General features: G+C 34.0%; 18 protein-coding genes and 1 pseudogene. 9 read left to right on the forward strand and 10 right to left on the reverse strand.

Features of this window, described 5'->3' with window-relative positions; genetic code table 11:
- Positions 1 to 45: 45 nt before the first annotated feature.
- The 5 genes from GMA17_RS09555 to alaS form a co-directional block, all read right to left on the reverse strand.
- Positions 46 to 1875 carry a sensor histidine kinase gene (locus GMA17_RS09555; RefSeq protein WP_248395423.1) on the reverse strand — a complete coding sequence of 610 codons (1830 nt, stop codon included), beginning with the start codon at positions 1873 to 1875 and terminating at the stop codon, positions 46 to 48.
- An 8-nt stretch (positions 1876 to 1883) separates the two neighbouring features.
- Complete coding sequence (locus GMA17_RS09560; RefSeq protein WP_248395425.1) at positions 1884 to 2156, reverse strand: hypothetical protein; 273 nt, start codon at positions 2154 to 2156, stop codon at positions 1884 to 1886.
- A 245-nt stretch (positions 2157 to 2401) separates the two neighbouring features.
- The gene (locus GMA17_RS09565; protein WP_248395427.1) at positions 2402 to 2929 is read right to left on the reverse strand and encodes a DUF6252 family protein; all 528 of its coding nucleotides are present in this window, start codon (positions 2927 to 2929) and stop codon (positions 2402 to 2404) included.
- Between the two features lie 102 nt (positions 2930 to 3031).
- Positions 3032 to 3997 (reverse strand): GSCFA domain-containing protein, encoded by a 966-nt coding sequence (locus GMA17_RS09570; RefSeq protein ID WP_248395429.1) that lies wholly within the window; start codon positions 3995 to 3997, stop codon positions 3032 to 3034.
- Positions 3998 to 4123: 126 nt separating this feature from the next.
- Entirely contained in the window at positions 4124 to 6733 is a 2610-nt protein-coding gene (gene alaS, locus GMA17_RS09575) for an alanine--tRNA ligase (protein ID WP_248395431.1), read from the reverse strand.
- A 221-nt stretch (positions 6734 to 6954) separates the two neighbouring features.
- Here alaS and GMA17_RS09580 point away from each other — a divergent pair, with 221 nt between their 5' ends.
- The 5 genes from GMA17_RS09580 to GMA17_RS09600 all read left to right on the forward strand — a co-directional run bounded on the left by GMA17_RS09580 (position 6955) and on the right by GMA17_RS09600 (position 10211).
- Positions 6955 to 7926: a M23 family metallopeptidase gene (locus tag GMA17_RS09580; RefSeq protein ID WP_248395433.1), complete on the forward strand. Its 972-nt coding sequence runs from the start codon at positions 6955 to 6957 to the stop codon at positions 7924 to 7926.
- Positions 7926 to 8255 carry a MerR family transcriptional regulator gene (locus tag GMA17_RS09585; RefSeq protein WP_248395434.1) on the forward strand — a complete coding sequence of 110 codons (330 nt, stop codon included), beginning with the start codon at positions 7926 to 7928 and terminating at the stop codon, positions 8253 to 8255. Before GMA17_RS09580 ends, GMA17_RS09585 begins: the two co-directional genes overlap by 1 nt.
- Before the next feature lie 64 nt (positions 8256 to 8319).
- Positions 8320 to 8916 carry a LemA family protein gene (locus GMA17_RS09590; RefSeq protein WP_248395436.1) on the forward strand — a complete coding sequence of 199 codons (597 nt, stop codon included), beginning with the start codon at positions 8320 to 8322 and terminating at the stop codon, positions 8914 to 8916.
- A 5-nt stretch (positions 8917 to 8921) separates the two neighbouring features.
- Positions 8922 to 9359: a TPM domain-containing protein gene (locus GMA17_RS09595; protein ID WP_248395438.1), complete on the forward strand. Its 438-nt coding sequence runs from the start codon at positions 8922 to 8924 to the stop codon at positions 9357 to 9359.
- Positions 9360 to 9368: 9 nt separating this feature from the next.
- On the forward strand, positions 9369 to 10211 hold the full coding sequence (locus GMA17_RS09600; protein WP_248395440.1) for a YgcG family protein: 843 nt from the start codon (positions 9369 to 9371) through the stop codon (positions 10209 to 10211).
- Between the two features lie 201 nt (positions 10212 to 10412).
- Here GMA17_RS09600 and GMA17_RS09605 read toward each other — a convergent pair whose 3' ends face one another.
- A complete protein-coding gene (locus GMA17_RS09605) occupies positions 10413 to 13217 on the reverse strand; it encodes an outer membrane beta-barrel protein (protein ID WP_248395442.1) in 2805 nt (934 codons plus the stop codon).
- 175 nt (positions 13218 to 13392) lie between these two features.
- Complete coding sequence (der, locus tag GMA17_RS09610) at positions 13393 to 14697, reverse strand: ribosome biogenesis GTPase Der (protein ID WP_248395444.1); 1305 nt, start codon at positions 14695 to 14697, stop codon at positions 13393 to 13395.
- 130 nt (positions 14698 to 14827) lie between these two features.
- On the opposite strand from der, the gene GMA17_RS09615 reads away from it, so the two are divergent.
- Positions 14828 to 15325 carry a GTP-binding protein gene (locus GMA17_RS09615; protein WP_248395447.1) on the forward strand — a complete coding sequence of 166 codons (498 nt, stop codon included), beginning with the start codon at positions 14828 to 14830 and terminating at the stop codon, positions 15323 to 15325.
- A 78-nt stretch (positions 15326 to 15403) separates the two neighbouring features.
- Here GMA17_RS09615 and era read toward each other — a convergent pair.
- A pseudogene (gene era / locus GMA17_RS09620) lies at positions 15404 to 16286 on the reverse strand (GTPase Era).
- 26 nt (positions 16287 to 16312) lie between these two features.
- The gene (locus GMA17_RS09625; protein ID WP_248395449.1) at positions 16313 to 16771 is read right to left on the reverse strand and encodes an RNA methyltransferase; all 459 of its coding nucleotides are present in this window, start codon (positions 16769 to 16771) and stop codon (positions 16313 to 16315) included.
- Between the two features lie 136 nt (positions 16772 to 16907).
- On the opposite strand from GMA17_RS09625, the gene GMA17_RS09630 reads away from it, so the two are divergent.
- Together GMA17_RS09630 and GMA17_RS09635 are read left to right on the forward strand one after the other, a co-directional pair.
- Entirely contained in the window at positions 16908 to 17495 is a 588-nt protein-coding gene (locus tag GMA17_RS09630; RefSeq protein WP_248395451.1) for a hypothetical protein, read from the forward strand.
- A 47-nt stretch (positions 17496 to 17542) separates the two neighbouring features.
- Entirely contained in the window at positions 17543 to 18061 is a 519-nt protein-coding gene (locus GMA17_RS09635; protein ID WP_248395453.1) for a GNAT family N-acetyltransferase, read from the forward strand.
- Between the two features lie 28 nt (positions 18062 to 18089).
- Here GMA17_RS09635 and GMA17_RS09640 read toward each other — a convergent pair whose 3' ends face one another.
- Entirely contained in the window at positions 18090 to 18740 is a 651-nt protein-coding gene (locus GMA17_RS09640; protein WP_248395455.1) for a hypothetical protein, read from the reverse strand.
- A 309-nt stretch (positions 18741 to 19049) separates the two neighbouring features.
- Between GMA17_RS09640 and GMA17_RS09645 the strand changes: the two genes are divergently transcribed.
- Complete coding sequence (locus GMA17_RS09645; RefSeq protein WP_248395457.1) at positions 19050 to 19730, forward strand: hypothetical protein; 681 nt, start codon at positions 19050 to 19052, stop codon at positions 19728 to 19730.
- Positions 19731 to 19830: the final 100 nt, after the last annotated feature.

A 19830-nucleotide genomic window follows, 5' to 3' on the forward strand; every position in this document is an offset into this window, starting at 1 on the left:
TTTATTAAAAATAGACATTTTATAAACTACAGACTATACGATGAATTACGTATTTTCAAATCTGTAAACATGAATCTTTGTTCCTTGATTTTCAGAGCTTATAATATCCAACTTTGCGTTTAAATCATGTGCACGTTTCTTAATATTTTGCAGGCCGTTTCCATCGGTTACATCCTTTATATTAAACCCCGTTCCGTTATCCGTAATGATTAATTCGAAGTCATCATTTTTAGAAAAAATTTGAACGTCAATAACCGTGGCATTGGCGTATTTTAAGGCATTATTTACAGCTTCTTGGATTATTCTGTAAATATTCATGCCCTGAACAGAGGTGAATAATTTATTAGAATTGACCTCCTTATTTACTTGGAAATTGAAGTTAATTGCATCTGAAGAGGTATTCGCTTTTTCAATAAAATTTGAAATTCTAGATTGTAAATCTTCAATAGAAATTTCACTTTTATTCATAGCCCAAATCGTATCGCGCAGCTCGTAAATAGTGGATGTTGTAAATTGACTAATGGTTTCTAATTTAGCATTTAAATTATCTGGAAGTTTAAACCCATATTTTAAATTATCTAAAGAGGAAATTATAAACGTGAGTTGCGCACCAATGTTATCATGCAAGTCGCGACTTATGCGTAAGCGCTGTTCTTGCAAGTGATTTTGTGTTTCAATTTTAACCAAGGCTTCTTTGAGTTCGCCTTCTTTTTTAAGCTGTTTGTTTTTCAGTTTTTGCTGATTATAAACTAAAAAACCCAATAATGAAATTACCGCAGCCAAACCAGCCAAGCCTAAAATAAAACTATTTTTCTCACTAATATCGCGTTCTTTTTCCGCTAAATCAGCACGTTGAAGCAAGATTTCATTTTCTTTCTTTTCGGTTTCAAACTCTATTTTTAATTGCTCTACTTTATTGCTTGTTTCAGTATTGAGAACGCTATCTTTTAATGTTTGAAATTTTTTGCCAAATAAATATGCTTGTTTATAATCATTCATTTGCACATAAGCATTGGAAATAGATTCATAACAATACCTTTCCAACCCTTTATATTTCCCCTTTTTAGCTAAAGACGCACTTATTTGATAATTTTTTATAGCATCTGAAAATAAGTTTTGCTTAAGTAGCACATCGGCTAAATGGGTATAATTTACGGCAATGCCATAACTGTCCTTTATTTTAGTTCTTACAGCGCTTGAGCTATCAATATAAATTTTGGCTAGTTCCAGTTTATTGTCGTCAGCATAAACAGTGGCAACATTAGCATAGCCATAACCAAGTCCCACACTATCCTTTAATTTCTTCTTGAGATTTAAGGACTTTTTAGTATAAAATAAAGCGCTATCACGTTTTTTATTAATGGTAAGAACTATACCATAATTATCATAAAGCGGATCTATTTCTGTTGTGTTTTTCTCTTGTTCCAATAACTTAATACCTTTTCGCATGTAGCGTAAGGCATTTTCCATATCACTGTATTTTAAGTTATAACCAAGTTGCCCATAAGCAATTCCTGCTTTTACATGGTTGCCAAGCGACTCATAAATTTTTATTGATTTCAGAACGTATTCGGTTCGCTTTTCAAAATTTTCCTTGTACGCATAAATCTGTCCCAACTTTAAATAAATATCTCCTAAAGTTGTACTATCCTCCAACTTTATTGCTAAATCCACACCTTTAAAAAAAAAATTTTCAGAGGTTCTAACATCACCCACAAATTTATCATAAGGAATCTTATTAATTGCCTGCAACTGATTAGCTTCTGAAAGCGAATGAAGCGTTTGACCCAAACTATCTAGATAGCGAACCTGTGTTTGTGAAAAACTATAGAAACCTAAAAGCAATGCTATTGGTACGAGTAGAATTTTCTTCATATAACTAATTAATATCGTTCTTCTAATATAGCTTTTTTTAACAAAAGTAACTCTTGCGTTATTTCAAATAATTTTTTAAACAAGTTTTTGTTAAACGTTTCAAGATAGTTGGTTTTTAATTCCATTTCCTTATACGTTTTAACGCCTAAAGCAAATTGCTTTTCAAGATCTATATACTGTTTAGCCGCTGTTTTTATGAACGATCTGGTATCCAAGAGCACTTTTATTGTACGAACCATTAAAATAAAAATAAGACTATATAATAGAAGAAGTAAAATCATTGTTTCACTAGAAATTAGACACAAAAAAAACACCAATTAGGAAAAGCTTTTGACCGTTCGCAAAATTGATGTTTTATTATATAATAATTAATAGCATTTTAAAACTACAATTAAATATGTGACAACAATTATTTTTTCGACCAACTGCTTTTTAAAAAAGATTAAGCGTAATAACAGACTATCATTACGCTCAATCAACACATCTCAACAACAAGATATTCTTTGTTAAGATTTAAATGTCGTTTTTAGAAAATTTGCTTTGTCAAATTAAACGTTCCTTCCGTGATGTTTTTCACCGAATCGTCATTTGCGTTTTTACACTGAAAACTGAACGTTCCTTTAATATTCGTATCTGAATCTTCAGAAACTTTAATTTCTCCAACCACACCAGAGTCTTGATAAGGCGCATTCCATGTTTGGGTTGCCGTTGGATTTGAAACATTAGGCTCTATGTAAGATGCCACGATAAAAACATTACTATCGGTTATTTCATAAGTTCCAACACCATCAAACGCATTAATAATTATACTAAATCCTTGGGTTGAAGAATTCCCCTGCAAAGTTACGGTTGTATTTGGACCTGCTGTAACTTGTGAAGCTGTTGATGTAATTTCTAAAGATTGAAAAGAATTTCCGTCTATTTTAGCGGTTATAACACCAGAAGCGCCACCTGATGCTGCTGGATCGCCTCCATCGTCATCGCTTTTACAAGCTGTTATTGAAACGAATGATGCAATCATCATAAATACGGTAAATTGTTTTAAAGTTCTCATTGTTGAATATGTTTATGATTAATAATAATCCAAAATTGCAACAATAGAATACAGAAATCAATACGATGAATTACGTATATTTAGGAATAAGATATTAAAATTTTAAAACGACATAAAAGGAAAGCCTGCTTCTAATTTCTCCTTTTTTTCGGAAAGTTTTTTTAGAAATAATTGATGTGCTTCGGAATTTGGGTTAAAGGGTTTATGCTGCAACCCTCTTTGAATTTCATCAATAGCTCCCATTGTTTTTGATGCACTTTCAGAAACCCAAACCGTTTTAAAGGCATTCCAAATATAATGGATGGCTGTTTGACTTGGGTGAACCATATCGTCGGCATAAAAACGATAATCACGTAATTCATCCATCATAATTTCATAAGAAGGAAAATAATATAATTGCCCTTTATTAGGTGATGCTTTTTCATTTAATAGTGCGTGAATAGCAGTTAAAAGATGCGCTTTACTTTGTGTATTCTCAATAAAACCGTCTTTCAAATGTCTAATGGGAGACACCGTAAATATAATGTTTGCGGATTGATTCACGCTTTTAATATGCTGTACAAAAACTTGCAAACTTTTTAATATATCGGTAACGGACAACAATTCTTTTGAGAATTTTTTCTGCGGAACTTTATGACAATTAGCAACAACTGTTGTACTTTCTATATCACGATATACCCAAGCCGTTCCTAATGTTATTATAATATGAGAAGCTGATTCAATTTGATTTCGCGTAAATTGAATCTGCGCATTCAGTTCATCCAATAAAGCAGTTTTACTCGTGTTGCTTAAAACAGAATGCGCTTCAAAACTATGCCACTGTTCATTGTGAAAGAAAACATCCTCTTCTTTATAAACCTTTTTAGTAACAGCATTTGAAATGAGATTTTGAATAGCTAATGGGTGAAATAGAATTCCAAAAGGATTTTGAAGATTCCGAAACTTGAAATAATCTAATTTCTGACCTATATTCTCAACAAAACAAGATCCTAATAAAAGCACGTTAGCATGATAATCTATTTGATTATGCGTCTGTGGTTTTAATGGGATTTTTGTTTGGAGGTTCATAATCGATTATAGTGTTACACAAAGTTTCCCGGAGAGACACAAAGATTCACAGAGCTATTTTGAAATATTATTTTTACGCTGTGTATCTCTGTAATTTTTTCTCTGTGAACCTCTGTGTTATAATTATTAATCTAAATATTTTTTAGCCGCTTCAAGAGCTTCCTCTATACCACCTGGATTTTTACCGCCTGCTGTTGCAAAAAACGGTTGACCTCCACCTCCACCTTGGATATACTTGCCTAATTCTCTAACAATTTGTCCAGCGTTTAAACCTTTACTTGCTACAAGTTCTTTAGAAACATAGCAAGACAACAAGGCTTTTCCATCATTTTCAGCGGCAAATAATAAAAACAAATTATCAAACTGGCTACCCAATTCAAAACACAAATCTTTAATACCTCCTGCGGCTAAATCTATTTTTTTAGCTAAAAACTGAACACCATTTACCACTGTTAATTCTGATTTTAAATCGCCTTTTAAATTTTTGGCTTTGTCCTTTAACAACGCTTCTACTTGTTTTTTTAGACTACTATTTTCCTCCTGTAAATTTTGAAGTGCTTTAACGGGTTCGTTATTATTTAAAAGCACTTTCATATCATTAAATGCTCTATTTACATCAACAAAATAATCTTTTAAAGCATCGTTGGTAATGGCTTCAACACGTCGGATTCCAGCTGCAACAGCACCTTCTGACACAATTTTAAAGAACCAAATATCACCTGTATTCTTCACATGAGTTCCACCACATAATTCAACAGACTGTCCAAAACGAACCATACGAACGGTATCACCATATTTTTCGCCAAATAAGGCCATGGCTCCAGCTTCAATAGCTTTATCCATTGGCATGTTGCGTTGTTCTTGCAAAGGTAATTTTCCTGCAATACGTGCATTTACAAAATGCTCAACATCGCGTAATTCTTCCGCAGATAATTTAGAGAAATGCGAAAAATCAAATCGTAAATATTTAGAATGAACAGCACTTCCTTTTTGCTCCACATGAGGTCCTAAAATTTCGCGCAAAGCTTGGTGTAATAAATGAGTTGCTGTATGATTACATTCGGTTCTATAACGTTGTTTTGCATCTACAGTTGCTGTAAACGTATCTTCAATATTTTCTGGTAAATTTTTAGCAAAATGCATAACCACGTTATTCTCCTTCTTGGTATCTAGGATATACACAATATCGCCATTGGCATCTTCTAAATACCCTTTGTCACCAACTTGCCCACCACCTTCTGCATAAAATGGCGTTAAGTTAAAAACCAGCTGATACATATCACCATCTTTTTTAGAAGTCACTTTACGGTAACGTGTAATTTTAACTTTTGCTTCTAATGCATCATACCCTATAAATTCCTGAACCGCATCATCAATTAAGATGGTCCAATCGTCTGTGGACATTTCACTAGCTGCACGCGACCTTTTTTTCTGCTTTTCTAAATGTTCCTTAAATCCCTTTTCGTCTAATTTCAGTCCTTGTTCAGAAAGAATTAAAGCGGTTAAATCTATAGGAAAACCATAGGTATCATATAATTCAAAGGCTTTTTCACCTGAAACGGTATCGCCAGATGTGTTTTTCACAATACCATCTAAAAGCACCAATCCTTGATCTAACGTTCTTAAAAAAGAGGCTTCCTCTTCTTTAATTACATTTTCAATTAGTTGTTTTTGAGATTTCAATTCCGGGAAAGCTTCGCCCATTTTCTTACTTAAAACATCTACCAACCTATAAATAAATGGTTCTTTCTGATCTAAAAAGGTAAAACTATAGCGAATAGCTCGACGTAAAATTCTACGAATTACATAACCCGCTCCAGTATTACTAGGTAATTGACCATCTGCAATGGAAAATGCTACAGCACGCACGTGATCTGAAATTACACGAATAGCAACATCAATCTTTTCTTCTTTTCCATAATCCTTATCTGTTATGGTTTCTATTTCACGAATAATTGGTGTAAAAACATCGGTATCATAGTTGGATGTTACGCCTTGTAAAACCATACATAAACGCTCAAACCCCATACCTGTATCAATATGCTTATTTGGCAAAGACACTAATGAACCGTTGGCTTTACGATTATACTGCATAAACACCAAATTCCAGATTTCCACTACTTGTGGATGATCCATATTCACCAAATCTTTACCAGATACTTTAGCTTTTTCTTCAGCTGAACGAATATCAACATGAATTTCACTACAAGGCCCACATGGCCCTTGGTCTCCCATTTCCCAAAAGTTATCTTTTTTATTTCCCATAAGAATACGATCTTCAGAAATCAATTCTTTCCAAAAATCATAGGCCTCTTGGTCCATTGGAATTCCGTCTGCGTCATCGCCTTCAAAAACGGTTACATATAATATATCTTTATCAATCCCGAACTCATCAACTAGTAATTCCCAAGCCCAAGCAATAGCTTCTTTTTTAAAATAATCGCCAAAACTCCAATTCCCTAACATTTCAAAAAGCGTATGGTGGTAGGTATCATAACCAACTTCCTCCAAATCATTATGTTTTCCAGAAACGCGCAAACATTTTTGCGAATCGGCAATTCGGTTATTTTTAGGCTCTGCATTTCCTAAAAAATACTCTTTAAAAGGTGCCATACCGGAATTAACAAACATTAAAGTGGGATCGTCCTTTAAAACCATTGGTGCTGATGGCACAACGCTATGTTGCTTATCCTTAAAAAATTGTAGAAATTTTGAGCGTATATCTTGAGACTTCATAAATGAAAATGGGTTGTAAGCTTTTGTTAAAATTCCACCATGTGCTAAACAATTTATATATTTACTCTCCAAAATTTTAAAAAAAATAATAGACAGAAATAACTTACATAAATTATCATCATGCTAATTCCAGCACTGTAATTATGTAATTTTAAATGTTTACCGAGCAGAATAATTAATTATTCTATTCTAATTAACTGCAAAAATAGTAAATTTAGCCAATGAGTAAGGTAAAATATTATTACGATTCTGAAACGCTCTCCTACAGGAAAATTGAGCGCAGGAAAAGACGCACCTTTAAATACATCGGGCTTTTTATTTTAGCCGCTGGATTATTTGGGTTTCTTACTATGTTTATTACCAGTCAATATATTGAATCGCCTCAAGAAAAGGCATTAAAACGCGAGCTGTCTAATATGCAATTGCAGTATCAATTGTTAAACAAAAAAATGGATCAAGCCCAATTGGTTTTAGAGGATGTTGCCAATCGTGATAACCATATCTATCGATTATATTTTGAAACCAACCCAATTCCTGATGAACAACGACGCGCTGGTTTTGGCGGTGTAAACCGTTACAAAAACTTGGAAGGTTTTGATAACTCTAAACTTATTATAGAAAGCAATAAGCGTATTGATATGCTACAAAAACAAATTGTAGTGCAGTCCAAATCATTAGATGAAATTGCTAAACTAGCTGAAGAAAAAGAAAAATTATTGGAAGCTATTCCAGCCATTCAACCTGTAAGCAATGAAGATTTAACACGCATGGCATCTGGTTATGGCTATAGAACAGATCCCTTTACAAAGGTTCGGAAATTCCATTACGGCATGGATTTTACGGCGCCGCGAGGCACTCCTGTTTACGCTTCTGGTGATGGCGTTGTAACGCGTGCTGATAGCCAATCGTCAGGATATGGCAAACATATTCGGATTGATCATGGCTTTGGCTATGTTAGTTTATATGGGCACCTTTATAAATATAACGTCAAGAAAAACCAGAAAGTAAAACGTGGTGATTTAATTGGTTTTGTTGGAAATACAGGCCGTTCTTCAGGAGCACATTTACATTACGAGATTTTTAAAGATGATGAACGCATCAATCCGTTAAATTTCTATTATGGCAATCTTTCAGCCGAAGAATTTGACGAGCTTTTAAAACATGCAACGCTTGAAAACCAATCTTTAGACTAATGCATATCAACTTACCCGAAAAACGTTATTATGGAATTGGTGAAGTTGCCAAGGCTTTTGGTGTAAACACCTCTTTAATCCGTTTTTGGGAAAAAGAGTTTGATGTATTACAGCCGAAAAAGAATGCTAAAGGCAATCGGAAATTTACACCTGATGATATTCAGAATTTGAAACTCATTTTTCATTTGGTTAAAGAGCGTGGGTTTACGCTTGATGGTGCTAAAATTCACTTAAAAGAAGAGAAACAGCAAACACTTAATAATTTTGAAATTATTAGCAAGTTAGAAGATGTCAAAGCACAACTTATTAAAATTAAAGAACAGTTGTAACATTTTAATAAAAACCGCAACTAATACATACAAACTTTATACTAAACACTAAAAACAACTTATTATGAAAAAATGGTTAATTCCTGTTATAATTATTGGCGTTCTTGCAGTAGCAATTTACTCTTGGGCTGTTGGATTCAATAATACAGCAGTAGAATATGAAGCAGACGCTAAAACAGCTTGGGCAGATGTAGAAAGCTCCTACCAACGTCGTAACGACTTAATTGGAAACTTGGTAAAAACAGTTCAAGGTGCTGCCGATTTTGAACGTACAACCTTAAGAGAAGTTATAGAAGCACGTGCTAAAGCAACGTCCACGACTATTGATGCCAGCAATTTAACTGCAGATAATATGGCGCAATTTCAACAAGCACAATCGGGCTTAAGTGGCGCATTATCTAAATTATTAGTATCCGTAGAGCGCTACCCTGAATTGAAAGCAAATCAAAACTTCTTGGAGTTACAATCACAATTAGAAGGCACTGAAAACCGTATTAATGTAGCAAGAGATCGTTATAACGAATCGGTAAATATTTATGACAAGCATATTAAAAAATTCCCAGGAAGCTTTTTAGCAGGAATTTTTGGATTTGAAGAAATGCCTAGATATAAAGCCGATCCAGGAAGTGAAAATGCACCTGATGTTGATTTTGAATTTTAAGAGCTATGTCTAAAATTGAAGAATTTTTAACTGCAGACGAAGAGCAAGCTATTATTGCGGCTATTCGCGAAGCTGAAAAAAACACCTCTGGTGAAATTCGTGTTCATTTAGAAAAGACATCCAAGATTGATGTCTTTGATCGTGCGATGGAAGTTTTCCATTATTTAAAAATGGATAATACCAAGCAGCAAAATGGTGTATTAATTTATGTGGCTGTAGAAGATAGAAACTTTGTAATTTTTGGCGACAAAGGCATTAACGATGTGGTTTCAGATGATTTCTGGGATACAACCCGTAATGCCATTCAAACTCAATTTAAACAAGGAAACTTTAAACAAGGTTTAGTAGATGGAATTTTAAAAGCTGGCAAGGCTTTAGAACAACATTTCCCTTGGGAGCACAATGATAAGAATGAGTTACCTGATACCATTTCAAAAGGATAAAAGCCAAACATGCCAAACTTAAAAAATTACATTTTCACACCTTTATCTATTAAACAGTTTAGCCTTATTTGTGTTATGCTGTTTGTAGGTATGCAATCTAGTTTGGCACAGTTTACTATTCCTGAAATCCCGAAAGAACAGACCAGTGTTTATGATTATATAGGTTTATTATCGGCTCCAGAAAAAAGGGCTTTAGAAAATAAATTAGTCAAATATTCGGATACCACATCCACGCAGATTGTAGTTGCTATTATTTCATCAACTAATGGTGAAAACATAAACTATTTAGGGGCACAATGGGGGCAGAAATGGGGAATTGGTCAAGCAAAAGAAGATAATGGTGTATTAATTTTATTAGCGCGTGATGACAAGAAAATTGCCATCAATACCGGTTATGGTGTGGAGCATTTGCTTACAGACGCCATGAGCAAACGTATAATACAAAATGATATCATCCCTTTCTTTAAACAAAATAATTATCCTGGTGGTCTAAACCGAGGTGCAGATGCTATTTTTGAAGTAATGACTGGCGAGTACCAAGGTTCACGACAAGGTGATTCCAGTGGCTCTCCCATAGGTTTTTTCTTCTTCCTCTTTATAGTATTTATTTTTATCATTATTGCTATTTCTAAAAGCCGACGTGGTGGCGGAAACAATGGTTCTGGAAACAATAAATCTGGAGGGTTTAGCATTTTAGACGCTATTATTTTAAGTAATCTAGGACGTGGTGGCTATGGTGGTTCATCAGGTGGTTTCGGAGGATCGTCTGGAGGCAGCTTTGGAGGCGGCGGATTTGGCGGTGGCTTCGGAGGCGGTGGCTTTGGAGGTGGAGGCGCATCTGGAGGATGGTAGTAATGAGTAATGAGTAATGAGTAATGAGTAATGAGTAATGAAAAATAGAAAAGCGATTTTAGTTTGAACTAAAATCGCTTTTTCATTTAAGTCGTTGTCAGGTCGTCTAGTGCGGTTGATACCTCCTTTTACTAAAAAAGAAGAAGTTCTCGACTGCGCTAGAACAGACATGAGTCTCTATGTTGGTAAATTAGGCTTTGCTTAATCCCAATAGAAGTTATCATCTTTGGTTTCACCTTTACTCCCTAAGCTATTAAATTTCCAGCTAAAGCTTAACATGAAATATTGTTCTAAAACGGTACTTTGCGAATCCTGAATGTAGTTTTGGGTTGCCGTTCGTCTGGCGTTCGTATTTTGGTCTAACAAGTCATAAACTTTTAACGTAACAGTTCCTGCGTCCTTTAAAACTGAATATGCTAAAGTAGAATTCCAAAACCATGCGCTTTTTTGAAACCCGACACCAATATTTGGATTGTAGTTAAAATCAATATCATTTCGCCATTCAAACTTTTTAGGCAGGAATAATGCTGTTGAAAAATTTAAATTATGTTCTAAAAATTCGCGATCTTCAAACTCATCCAAATCGTATTTGTTTTTTGTAAAAGAAACGGAGTAACGTGGTCTGAATTCCATAACATCTTTCCATGTAAAACGAAGCCCAACTTCTGGCGATAATTCTCGCACTTTACTTGCATATTGAACCTCGTTATTAAAGTTGATGTTTCGTCTTAAATTTCCGTTAACACCAACGCTTACTTTTACCGTTCGCAAACTATCAATTTTAACATCCTTGCTATAATCCATATTGGCATAAAACTGGTAGTTACCATCTACGTTAGCAAAGGTTGTTGTTCTTACAAAATTATCATCAACTGTGGTTTTAGAAACTACTTGGTTATTTGTAAAAGTACCACCAACATAGGAATAGAATCCGGTACGTTTTTGCCAATCGAACGCATTAAAACCTAAATTTATACGATGACTGTTGGATGGTTCCAAATTAGGATTACCAACAATAGTATTCAATGGATCTGACACATTTTGAAACGCCTGTAGTTGCGATAATCTAGGTGGCTCATTGTTTAAACGGTAGCTAGACCAAAAGGATGATTTTTGATTAAACTTATAGCGTAAATAGCCATTTAATTCCAGCGCTTCAAAACGTTTTTCAATACTCAACTCTGGACGTAATAAATCCGTGTTTCCTAATGTTCTATACACATAATTAAATCCAATTCTTGACGACCATATTTTATTACGAAAACTTAAACCCATACCAGGCGTCATACTTTCATCTAAATATTCAAAATCTGTACTTAAATCTTCATTAAAAACCGTAAAATCACCTTGCGTATCTTTATCAAAAGTACTTTTGGTGTCGGTACTTTTATCGCGTGCATAAGCATAATCAAAATCTAAAAACAACTTCTCTGCAATTAATGGTAAACGATAATTTATACTGGATTTAAAATTAGTAACATCACCTTCTCCATTTGTAAATTGATCACGTTCGGTTTGATCTATTAAAACGTAATCTGGGTTATTAGGATTGTTTACATCTTCCCCATAAACATTGGTTACCGATGTTAAAAAATCTTCAGATTCTCGTGTATTAATTTCATTGGTTAAATTTACCCTTACAAATGCACCTTTTTTACCAAACTTTTTAGTGATATTAATATTGTTTCTAAAATTTTTACCTGTATTCTCCACATAGGAATTGGATGTTGAATTGTTGGTTAAAAGGTTGTCATTATTTAAAGATTCTTCCGCTGCATTGTAGGTATTGGTACTTTTAGAATATCGGAATGAGGGATCAACGTTAATTAAAAATGTAGAATCTACTTCAATATCAAACCCCACATTAGCAGAATGACTATCACTATCATTATAGCTACTAGAAACGGAATTGGTATAATATCGAGAATCTGGTAAAATATTTTCACGTTGGGAAGCCGTTTTGTTTTCAGAACTACTTCCAGAGAAGAAATAATCGGCTGATACATCTGTTTTTTCACCAATTTTGTCCGCATAATTTAAACCTGCGTTTTGTGATTTGGTAATCCCTTCTCCACCACCAAAAGACCGACCATCAATAGTAAAAGCCCCATTACTTGACATGGACATACTATAACCGCCACCAAACATTTTACGGATTTCTCCAAAACTAAATCCTGGCGAATTAATATTATTTCCACCAGCCAACACGCTTAAACGACGGTCGTTATCAAAATAGTTTAGCATTCCTGCGCCTTCATAACGCTCGTTTGTTCCAGCTCCTGCCGCTACACGACCAAAAACCCCTTTGTTATTTTCCTCTTTAATAGTTAAGTTAATAGTTTTATTTTCACCATCTACTTCTTCGCCTGAAAAAGCTTCTGCTTTGGTTTTGGTATCCACCACTTGAATTTTTTCAATCAATTCTTTTGTTAAGTTTTTAGTGGTAATGGTCGGATCATCTCCAAAAAAGGGTTTACCATTAACAAGAATTTTATTCACCTCTTTACCGTTAATTTTTATTTTACCGTCTTCATCAACTTCAACACCTGGTAATTCTTTTAAAAGATCTTCAACAGTTGCGTCTTTTTTCGTTTTAAACGAACTCACATTAAATTCTAAAGTATCTTTTTTAATAGTAATTGGCGCTGATGATTTGATTAAAACTTCATCCAATTCATTACTCACATCTAAATTTATGGTTTCTAAATTAACCACTGGATTGCTTAACGAAATAGTTTTCGTATAGGTTCTATACCCTACATAGGAGACGTGCAGTTTTACCGATTTATCTGAAATACGATCTTCTAAACTAAATTTACCTTCCTTATCTGAAATAGTATAGGTAATAACGGTACTATCCGACAAACGCTCCAAATGAACGGTTGCAGATTCCAACGGTAATTGTTCATCTACAGAAATAATTTTACCTGAAATTTGAATAGGTCTAGATTGCGAAAACGCTACTGATATAGCAAAAAAGAAGACTACAAAGAATAAATTCTTCATGATTGATTGATGATTTTGGTTGGGTTTTTAAGGAAACGAATATAAATTGTTTAAAGTATGAAGGGTCTTAAAAAAAGCATAAACTTTTGTTATAAAATCTTACAAATGAAAGCTTAAAGGCAAACAAAAACCCACTTGCAATTGAGTGGGTTTGTTTATTAAATAAGGGTTTAATCTACTTTTTACGCATATAAACGCTCACAGGAACACCATGAAAATCAAAGTGCTCACGTAGTTTATTTTCTAAAAATCGCTTATAACCATCTCTTACGTATTGTGGTAAATTACAGAAAAAAGCAAACTGCGGTTGCGGTGTTGGCAACTGCATAATGTATTTTATCTTCACAAACTTACCTTTGTAAGCTGGTGGTGGATAGTTTTCAATAATAGGCAACATAATTTCGTTTAGCTTACTCGTCTTGATCTTTTTGTTTCGATTATTATAAACCTCAACAGCCGTTTCGATAGCCTTATAAATACGTTGTTTATTTAATACGGAGATAAAAACAATGGGCACATCCGTAAAGGGTTCCATTTGCTCTCTAATATGTTTCTCAAATTCTTTGGTTGTTTTGGTATCTTTTTCAACCAAATCCCATTTGTTAACCAAAATAACAATCCCTTTACGGTTTCGTTCGGCTAACCAGAATATGTTTTGAACTTGCCCATCAAATCCACGCGTGGCATCTAATACCACCAAACAAACGTCCGAATGTTCAATAGCACGCACACTACGCATAACTGAATAAAATTCTAAATCCTCTTTAACCTTGGATTTTTTACGAATTCCTGCGGTGTCCACCAGATTAAATTCGAAACCAAAACGGTTGTATTTCGTGTCAATAGAATCTCTAGTGGTTCCAGCAACATCCGTTACAATGTATCTATCTTCTCCAATTAAGGCATTTATAAATGATGATTTTCCAGCATTTGGACGACCAACCACTGCAAAACGAGGCAATTCCGTTTCTTCTTCAATTTCTTTTTCTGGCAAGGCGTCCACTAGGGCATCTAGCAAATCGCCAGTTCCACTACCATTTATACTAGCAATGGTAAAGTAATCGCCTAAACCTAATGAATAGAATTCCACAGCGTTTTCTGCGCGCTTGGCATTATCCACTTTATTGACAACTAAAAAAACAGGTTTGGACACCTTACGAAGCAATTTAGCAACATCTTCATCCATACCTGTTACGCCAGACTCTACATCTACCATAAAAATTATAGCATCGGCTTCATCAATAGCAATTTCAACTTGCTTATCAATTTCAGCTTCAAAAACATCATCACTTCCTTTTACGTAACCGCCAGTATCTATGACTGAAAACTCACGGCCATTCCAGTCACTTTTTCCATAATGGCGGTCTCTGGTTACACCACTTGTGGCATCCACAATAGCTTCTCTACGTTGAATTAAACGGTTAAAGAAGGTGGACTTTCCAACATTTGGACGACCAACTATGGCAACTATATTACTCATGTTATTACAAAATTTGGTGCAAATATAATGATAAGCTAATGATTTCGTTATATTTAGTGCATGTTTAAAATATGTATTTTAAAAAAAGAAATCGTATTCAGGTAATTAAAAACTTAATAGTCAGACAATAATGAGTTTACATACAGATGAAATTGTATTACGTCCACGCTTTAAAAAGGAGCTTCCCCAAAGCAATACCGACGTTATCCAGCTATTTGCTGATGCTAAAAAGCAACAATCTGAATATATAATTTCCATTATTGACGATCATATTTTTTTAAAACTCCCAAAAAGCAAACAGCATTTTTGGTCGCCGCAACTGCATTTAGAAGTCAATGAGGTAAACCACGAAACGGCTATGCTCCATGGCTTATTTGGACCCAATCCAACGGTATGGACCATGTTTATGTTTTTTCACTTTATTGTGGGTGGTTTATTTATTGGGTTTGGCGTTTGGGCCTATTCCAATTGGACGCTGGATAACGAATTTGCCATTCAAATTGGTGTCATGGTTCTCATGGTTATTATCTGGATAGGCATGTATTTTGCGGGACGTATTGGTCGTGATTCTAGTAAAGACCAAATGCATGAACTCCATGAATTTATGGAAAAAATTATTAACGCATAAGCTTAATTAGTGTCAAATAAAAACCAAATTCAAGCAAACTGACCCATGCTCACCACAGACTCAAAATGCATAATTCAACTATTGATTATAGCCAAAACGCTTTAATTGACGTTGATTACTTCGCCAATTTTTATTCACTTTAACATACAATTCCAAGTGAACTTGTTTACCGAAAAACTTTTCCAAATCTTTTCTTGCTTCCACACCTACGCGCTTTAAAGCCGAACCTTTATGGCCAATAATAATGCCTTTTTGGGTTTCACGCTCTACCATAATAACGGAACGCATACGGATAATGTCATCTTCTTCAAAAAACTCTTCGGTATCAATTTCTACCGCATAAGGAATTTCTTTTTTGTAATGCATTAATATTTTCTCGCGAATAATCTCATTTACAAAAAACCGCTCTGGTTTATCGGTTAATTGATCTTTTGGATAAAAAGGTGGTGATTCTGGAAGTAATTCAATAATTCTATCAAATACTTCGCGAACGCCAAAACCTTCTAAAGCAGAAACGGCCATAATCTCGGCATTTGGCACTTTTAGCGGCCCACAATTGAACTTGCGCTTCTAATTGATCTTGATCTGATTTATCAATTTTATTTAAGAGTAATAAAACCGGAATTGTTGAATTGGTTATGCGGTTGAAAAACGCCTCGTCTTTCAGTTCCTTTTCGCCTATTTCAACCATATAAATCAAAACGTCCGCATCGTCAAAAGCCGATTTTACAAAATCCATCATGGATTCCTGCATTTCGTAAGCAGGCTTGATTATTCCTGGTGTATCAGATAAGACCATCTGAAAATCATCACCATTAACAATACCCAAAATCCGATGACGCGTGGTTTGTGCCTTGGAGGTTATAATGGATAGTTTTTCGCCAATAAAGGCATTCATTAATGTAGACTTCCCAACATTTGGGTTTCCAATAATATTTACAAATCCAGCTTTATGATTCATGTGCGTGCGGTTTTATAGTGGCAAAGTTACGACCTTGGTTTATTTATTCCCCTATCATACATAACAATACTTCCAGCCACGGATACGTTAAGGCTTAATTCCGACTTGAATTTAACTAAAAAATGGCTCTTTTCAATAGCTTGATTGGATAAACCATGATCTTCCGCACCCAATAAATAGACACAGCGTCTGGGATGGTGAAAGGTTTCTAAACTTTCGGCTTCATCGGTTAATTCCACACCAACAATTCGGGCGCCTTTAGGTAGGTTTTTTAAAAAATCATCAAAAGTTTCATAATGAAAATACGGCATGGCTTTTACAGCATTATGCGTATCGCAAGCTTGTTTGGCATAGCGATTTCCAATAGTAAATATAAAACTAGCACCTAAATTTTGAGCCGAACGCCAAAGTACACCCAAATTTTCTGGTGTTTTACCATTTTGAATCCCGATACCGAAAAACTCATTTTCAAAGTTATTGCTCATGGCTGCAATTTACTAAAAATTGAAAAAATGGAAATATAAATATGTAGAAATGGATTAGATTTGCGAACATATTTAAAAGTTGGATCTGGTTGACTACCTAGATCCAATAATTGCTAACAAGTTGACAAGAAGACGCATGAAAAGGGCATTATTAGGATTAATTATAGTGTGTAGTATTATAAATAAAACATTTGGACAAAACCTACAAGAGAGACAAAAAAGATGGAGTGCAGAACATCCGTTAGCCGTTGACGATTTTAAAATAAAAATTAGCGATGAGAATAACGAGGCTGTTTATAGTCAATTTATGATACATCATGCCATTGGTGGTTTTGATTTTATGCAGCGGAATTTGAACCAAAAAATAGAAAATATTTTCCTTGGAAACGCCTCGTGGATTGATACGACAAAGGTTGGCGAAATTGATAAGCAAATAGAATTTCAACAATTGCAATTTGACTTGGCAGAAATTCACGCAAGAAAATTTAGAAAGCGCGCATTAGAGAATAAGAAAAAAATTGCTAAAGGTTTTGATATTATAAAGCAAATTAACAATGATATTTTGAGTGAATTTTCAGAAAGCCGTTTGGAATTAGTAAAGGAAACTGAAAGTGGCAGAAATAATGAAATAATTGAAGAATGGAAAGCGAAAACTGCTGCTGAACTAAAAGAGTTGAACGATTTTAGATACGAGAATAAAAAGAAAATTAAACTGGATAAATAATACCCGTTAATCAAAAAATACGGCCGCGTAAGTACGTAACATCTACCATGAGTCTATTCACAGAAATACTAACCAAACGCTTACGACTCCGAAAGCTAACACATTCCGATTGGGAAGCTATTTCCTTTTTACGTTCGGATCCAGATGTCAATAAATTTGTAAAAAGAGCACCTGCGGAAACCCAAGAGAAAGCCCTAGCGTTTATAGCTAAAATTTGCCAAGCTATTGAAACAAATAGCTCTTTATATTGGGTGATTACAGAACAAGGCCATAACCAAATGATAGGCAGCATTTGTTTATGGAATTTTTCAGAAGACAGAAAAAAAGCAGAAGTGGGTTACGATTTACACCCAAACTCCCAAGGCAAAGGCATTATGAATGAAGCGCTAAAAGCCATTATTAATTTTGGGTTTAATTCTATAAACTTGAAATCTATTGAAGCCTACACACAGAAAAACAATACCGCTTCCATTAATTTATTAGAATGCCATGGTTTTAAACTAGTCGTTGGTAAACAAGATGCAGATAATTTAAAAAATGCTATTTATGCGTTAAGGCAACCGTAACCAGTAGGTTAAATTTAGATTTACGTTTTTACTGCACATTATAGCTATCCAAACGACGCTCAACCGTATGATGGGATGTACTGACAAAGGACGTTGTATCATAAATAAGTCCGATTCCATCCGCATAATAATAACGGTCTAAACCCGGAAATTGTTCACCTTCTGGTGATTTGGCATAACGCTCTGAATAGTTGCAAGTGAATGCACCAGCTTCAACTGTCATTTGCGCTTCATTTGCAGTTAAGGTTTCAAAAATAGTTCCCCAAGATTGAATGGTAATGGTTCGTTCACTTAAATCGGAATGTGTAAATTTTATGCTGCCATCATCGTAAATTAAATTTCCCAAGGAATCTCTTACAAGCTCAAAATACTCGCCATTGGAGCTTAAAAGTGGTGCATCACTAGCATTACCAGTTGTTAATCGTCTAAACTTAAAATAGGTATGACCATTAATTACCTCTGTACCAACAATACTTATAGAATCTACAACGCCTGTATCATCATAGGTTTCTGTGCTTGGATTTCGTTGATAGCTTTTATAAACCCATGCATTACCAACTTGCAAACCATAAAATCCAGGATCGCTAATTCCATTGGCTGGTTGCGTTCCACTATCATCATCAGAGGAACATGAAAAAGCACATACTAAAAGAAGAATAAACAACAAATTACGTATCATATTTTAAAAAATTAAGGTGATTAAAAAACGTAATTGTGTTTCGAATAAATAGTTAGTTGGCTGGTTCTGTATAGTGTAACGGCCTTTATTTTAGTTTATTGTTTTGTGGTTTTTTTATTTAGATATGAGACTTCTAATTCATTGCGTTGTTTAGTAAAATATACATAGAACTACTTATTGCTGTTTTGAAAAAATATGACGAACTTCGTTCCTGTCTGCCAAAAGGCAGGATACTTATAATATAAATCATTGAAATGGATTCATATTATAACGTAGTGTATAATTTACAAAAAACAGAACAAATAATAAATGATAGAGATAAATGGTTACTTATTAAATATTGAATTAATTTCAATGATTATAACTCCTTTGATATCATTAATAGCAGTTATAATTTACGCCAAAGCACTAAAAAACTCAACGGAACAAAATAAAATAATTTTAAGTCAAAATATCAAGGCTAATTTTGAAAAGGAAATACATAACCTATTTAACGAAGGAAATGAAAAGAGTGGGCTTGAAAACGAGAATGACGCTTTCAAAATTTTAAATATTTTCGAAGGCATATTCCCTTTGATAAGAAACCTTACAAATGATGAAGAATTCGAATCAGATAGAGTTAAAAAAACAATATTAAATGAAGAGAAATTAATCTTAAAAAGATATAACAAAAATCTTTTTAAGATAAGAAGTGTCGTTTATGAAAACTCAAAATCAGCCGAATATTATAAAAATTTAGAAATCTTCCTAAACAATATAGAATCTTCACAAATGATTAAAGAAGATAAATATTCTATAAAAAATCAATTAAGAAGAAATGTTTTAAAAGAAACTTTAGAATATTATAAAAGTCATTTAAAGACAACTCATTTAACTGAAATGCTTATCCCTTTATATGAACAAAAATATAATGAAATTAAATGGATTAAATTAAACAAGTCGCATTTATTTAATTCTATTGAAAAAATTATTGATAATTTGGAAAAATAAAAAACTACACACAACACCAGCTATAGTTCATTGTTTCTGACTTTCCTCTCGGAAGTCCTCGCAAATCTGCTATTCTTCGGTTTACGGTGGAAAATCCTCG

This window comes from Bizionia sp. M204, assembly GCF_023205095.1.
GTDB lineage: Bacteria > Bacteroidota > Bacteroidia > Flavobacteriales > Flavobacteriaceae > Algorimicrobium > Algorimicrobium hallyeonense.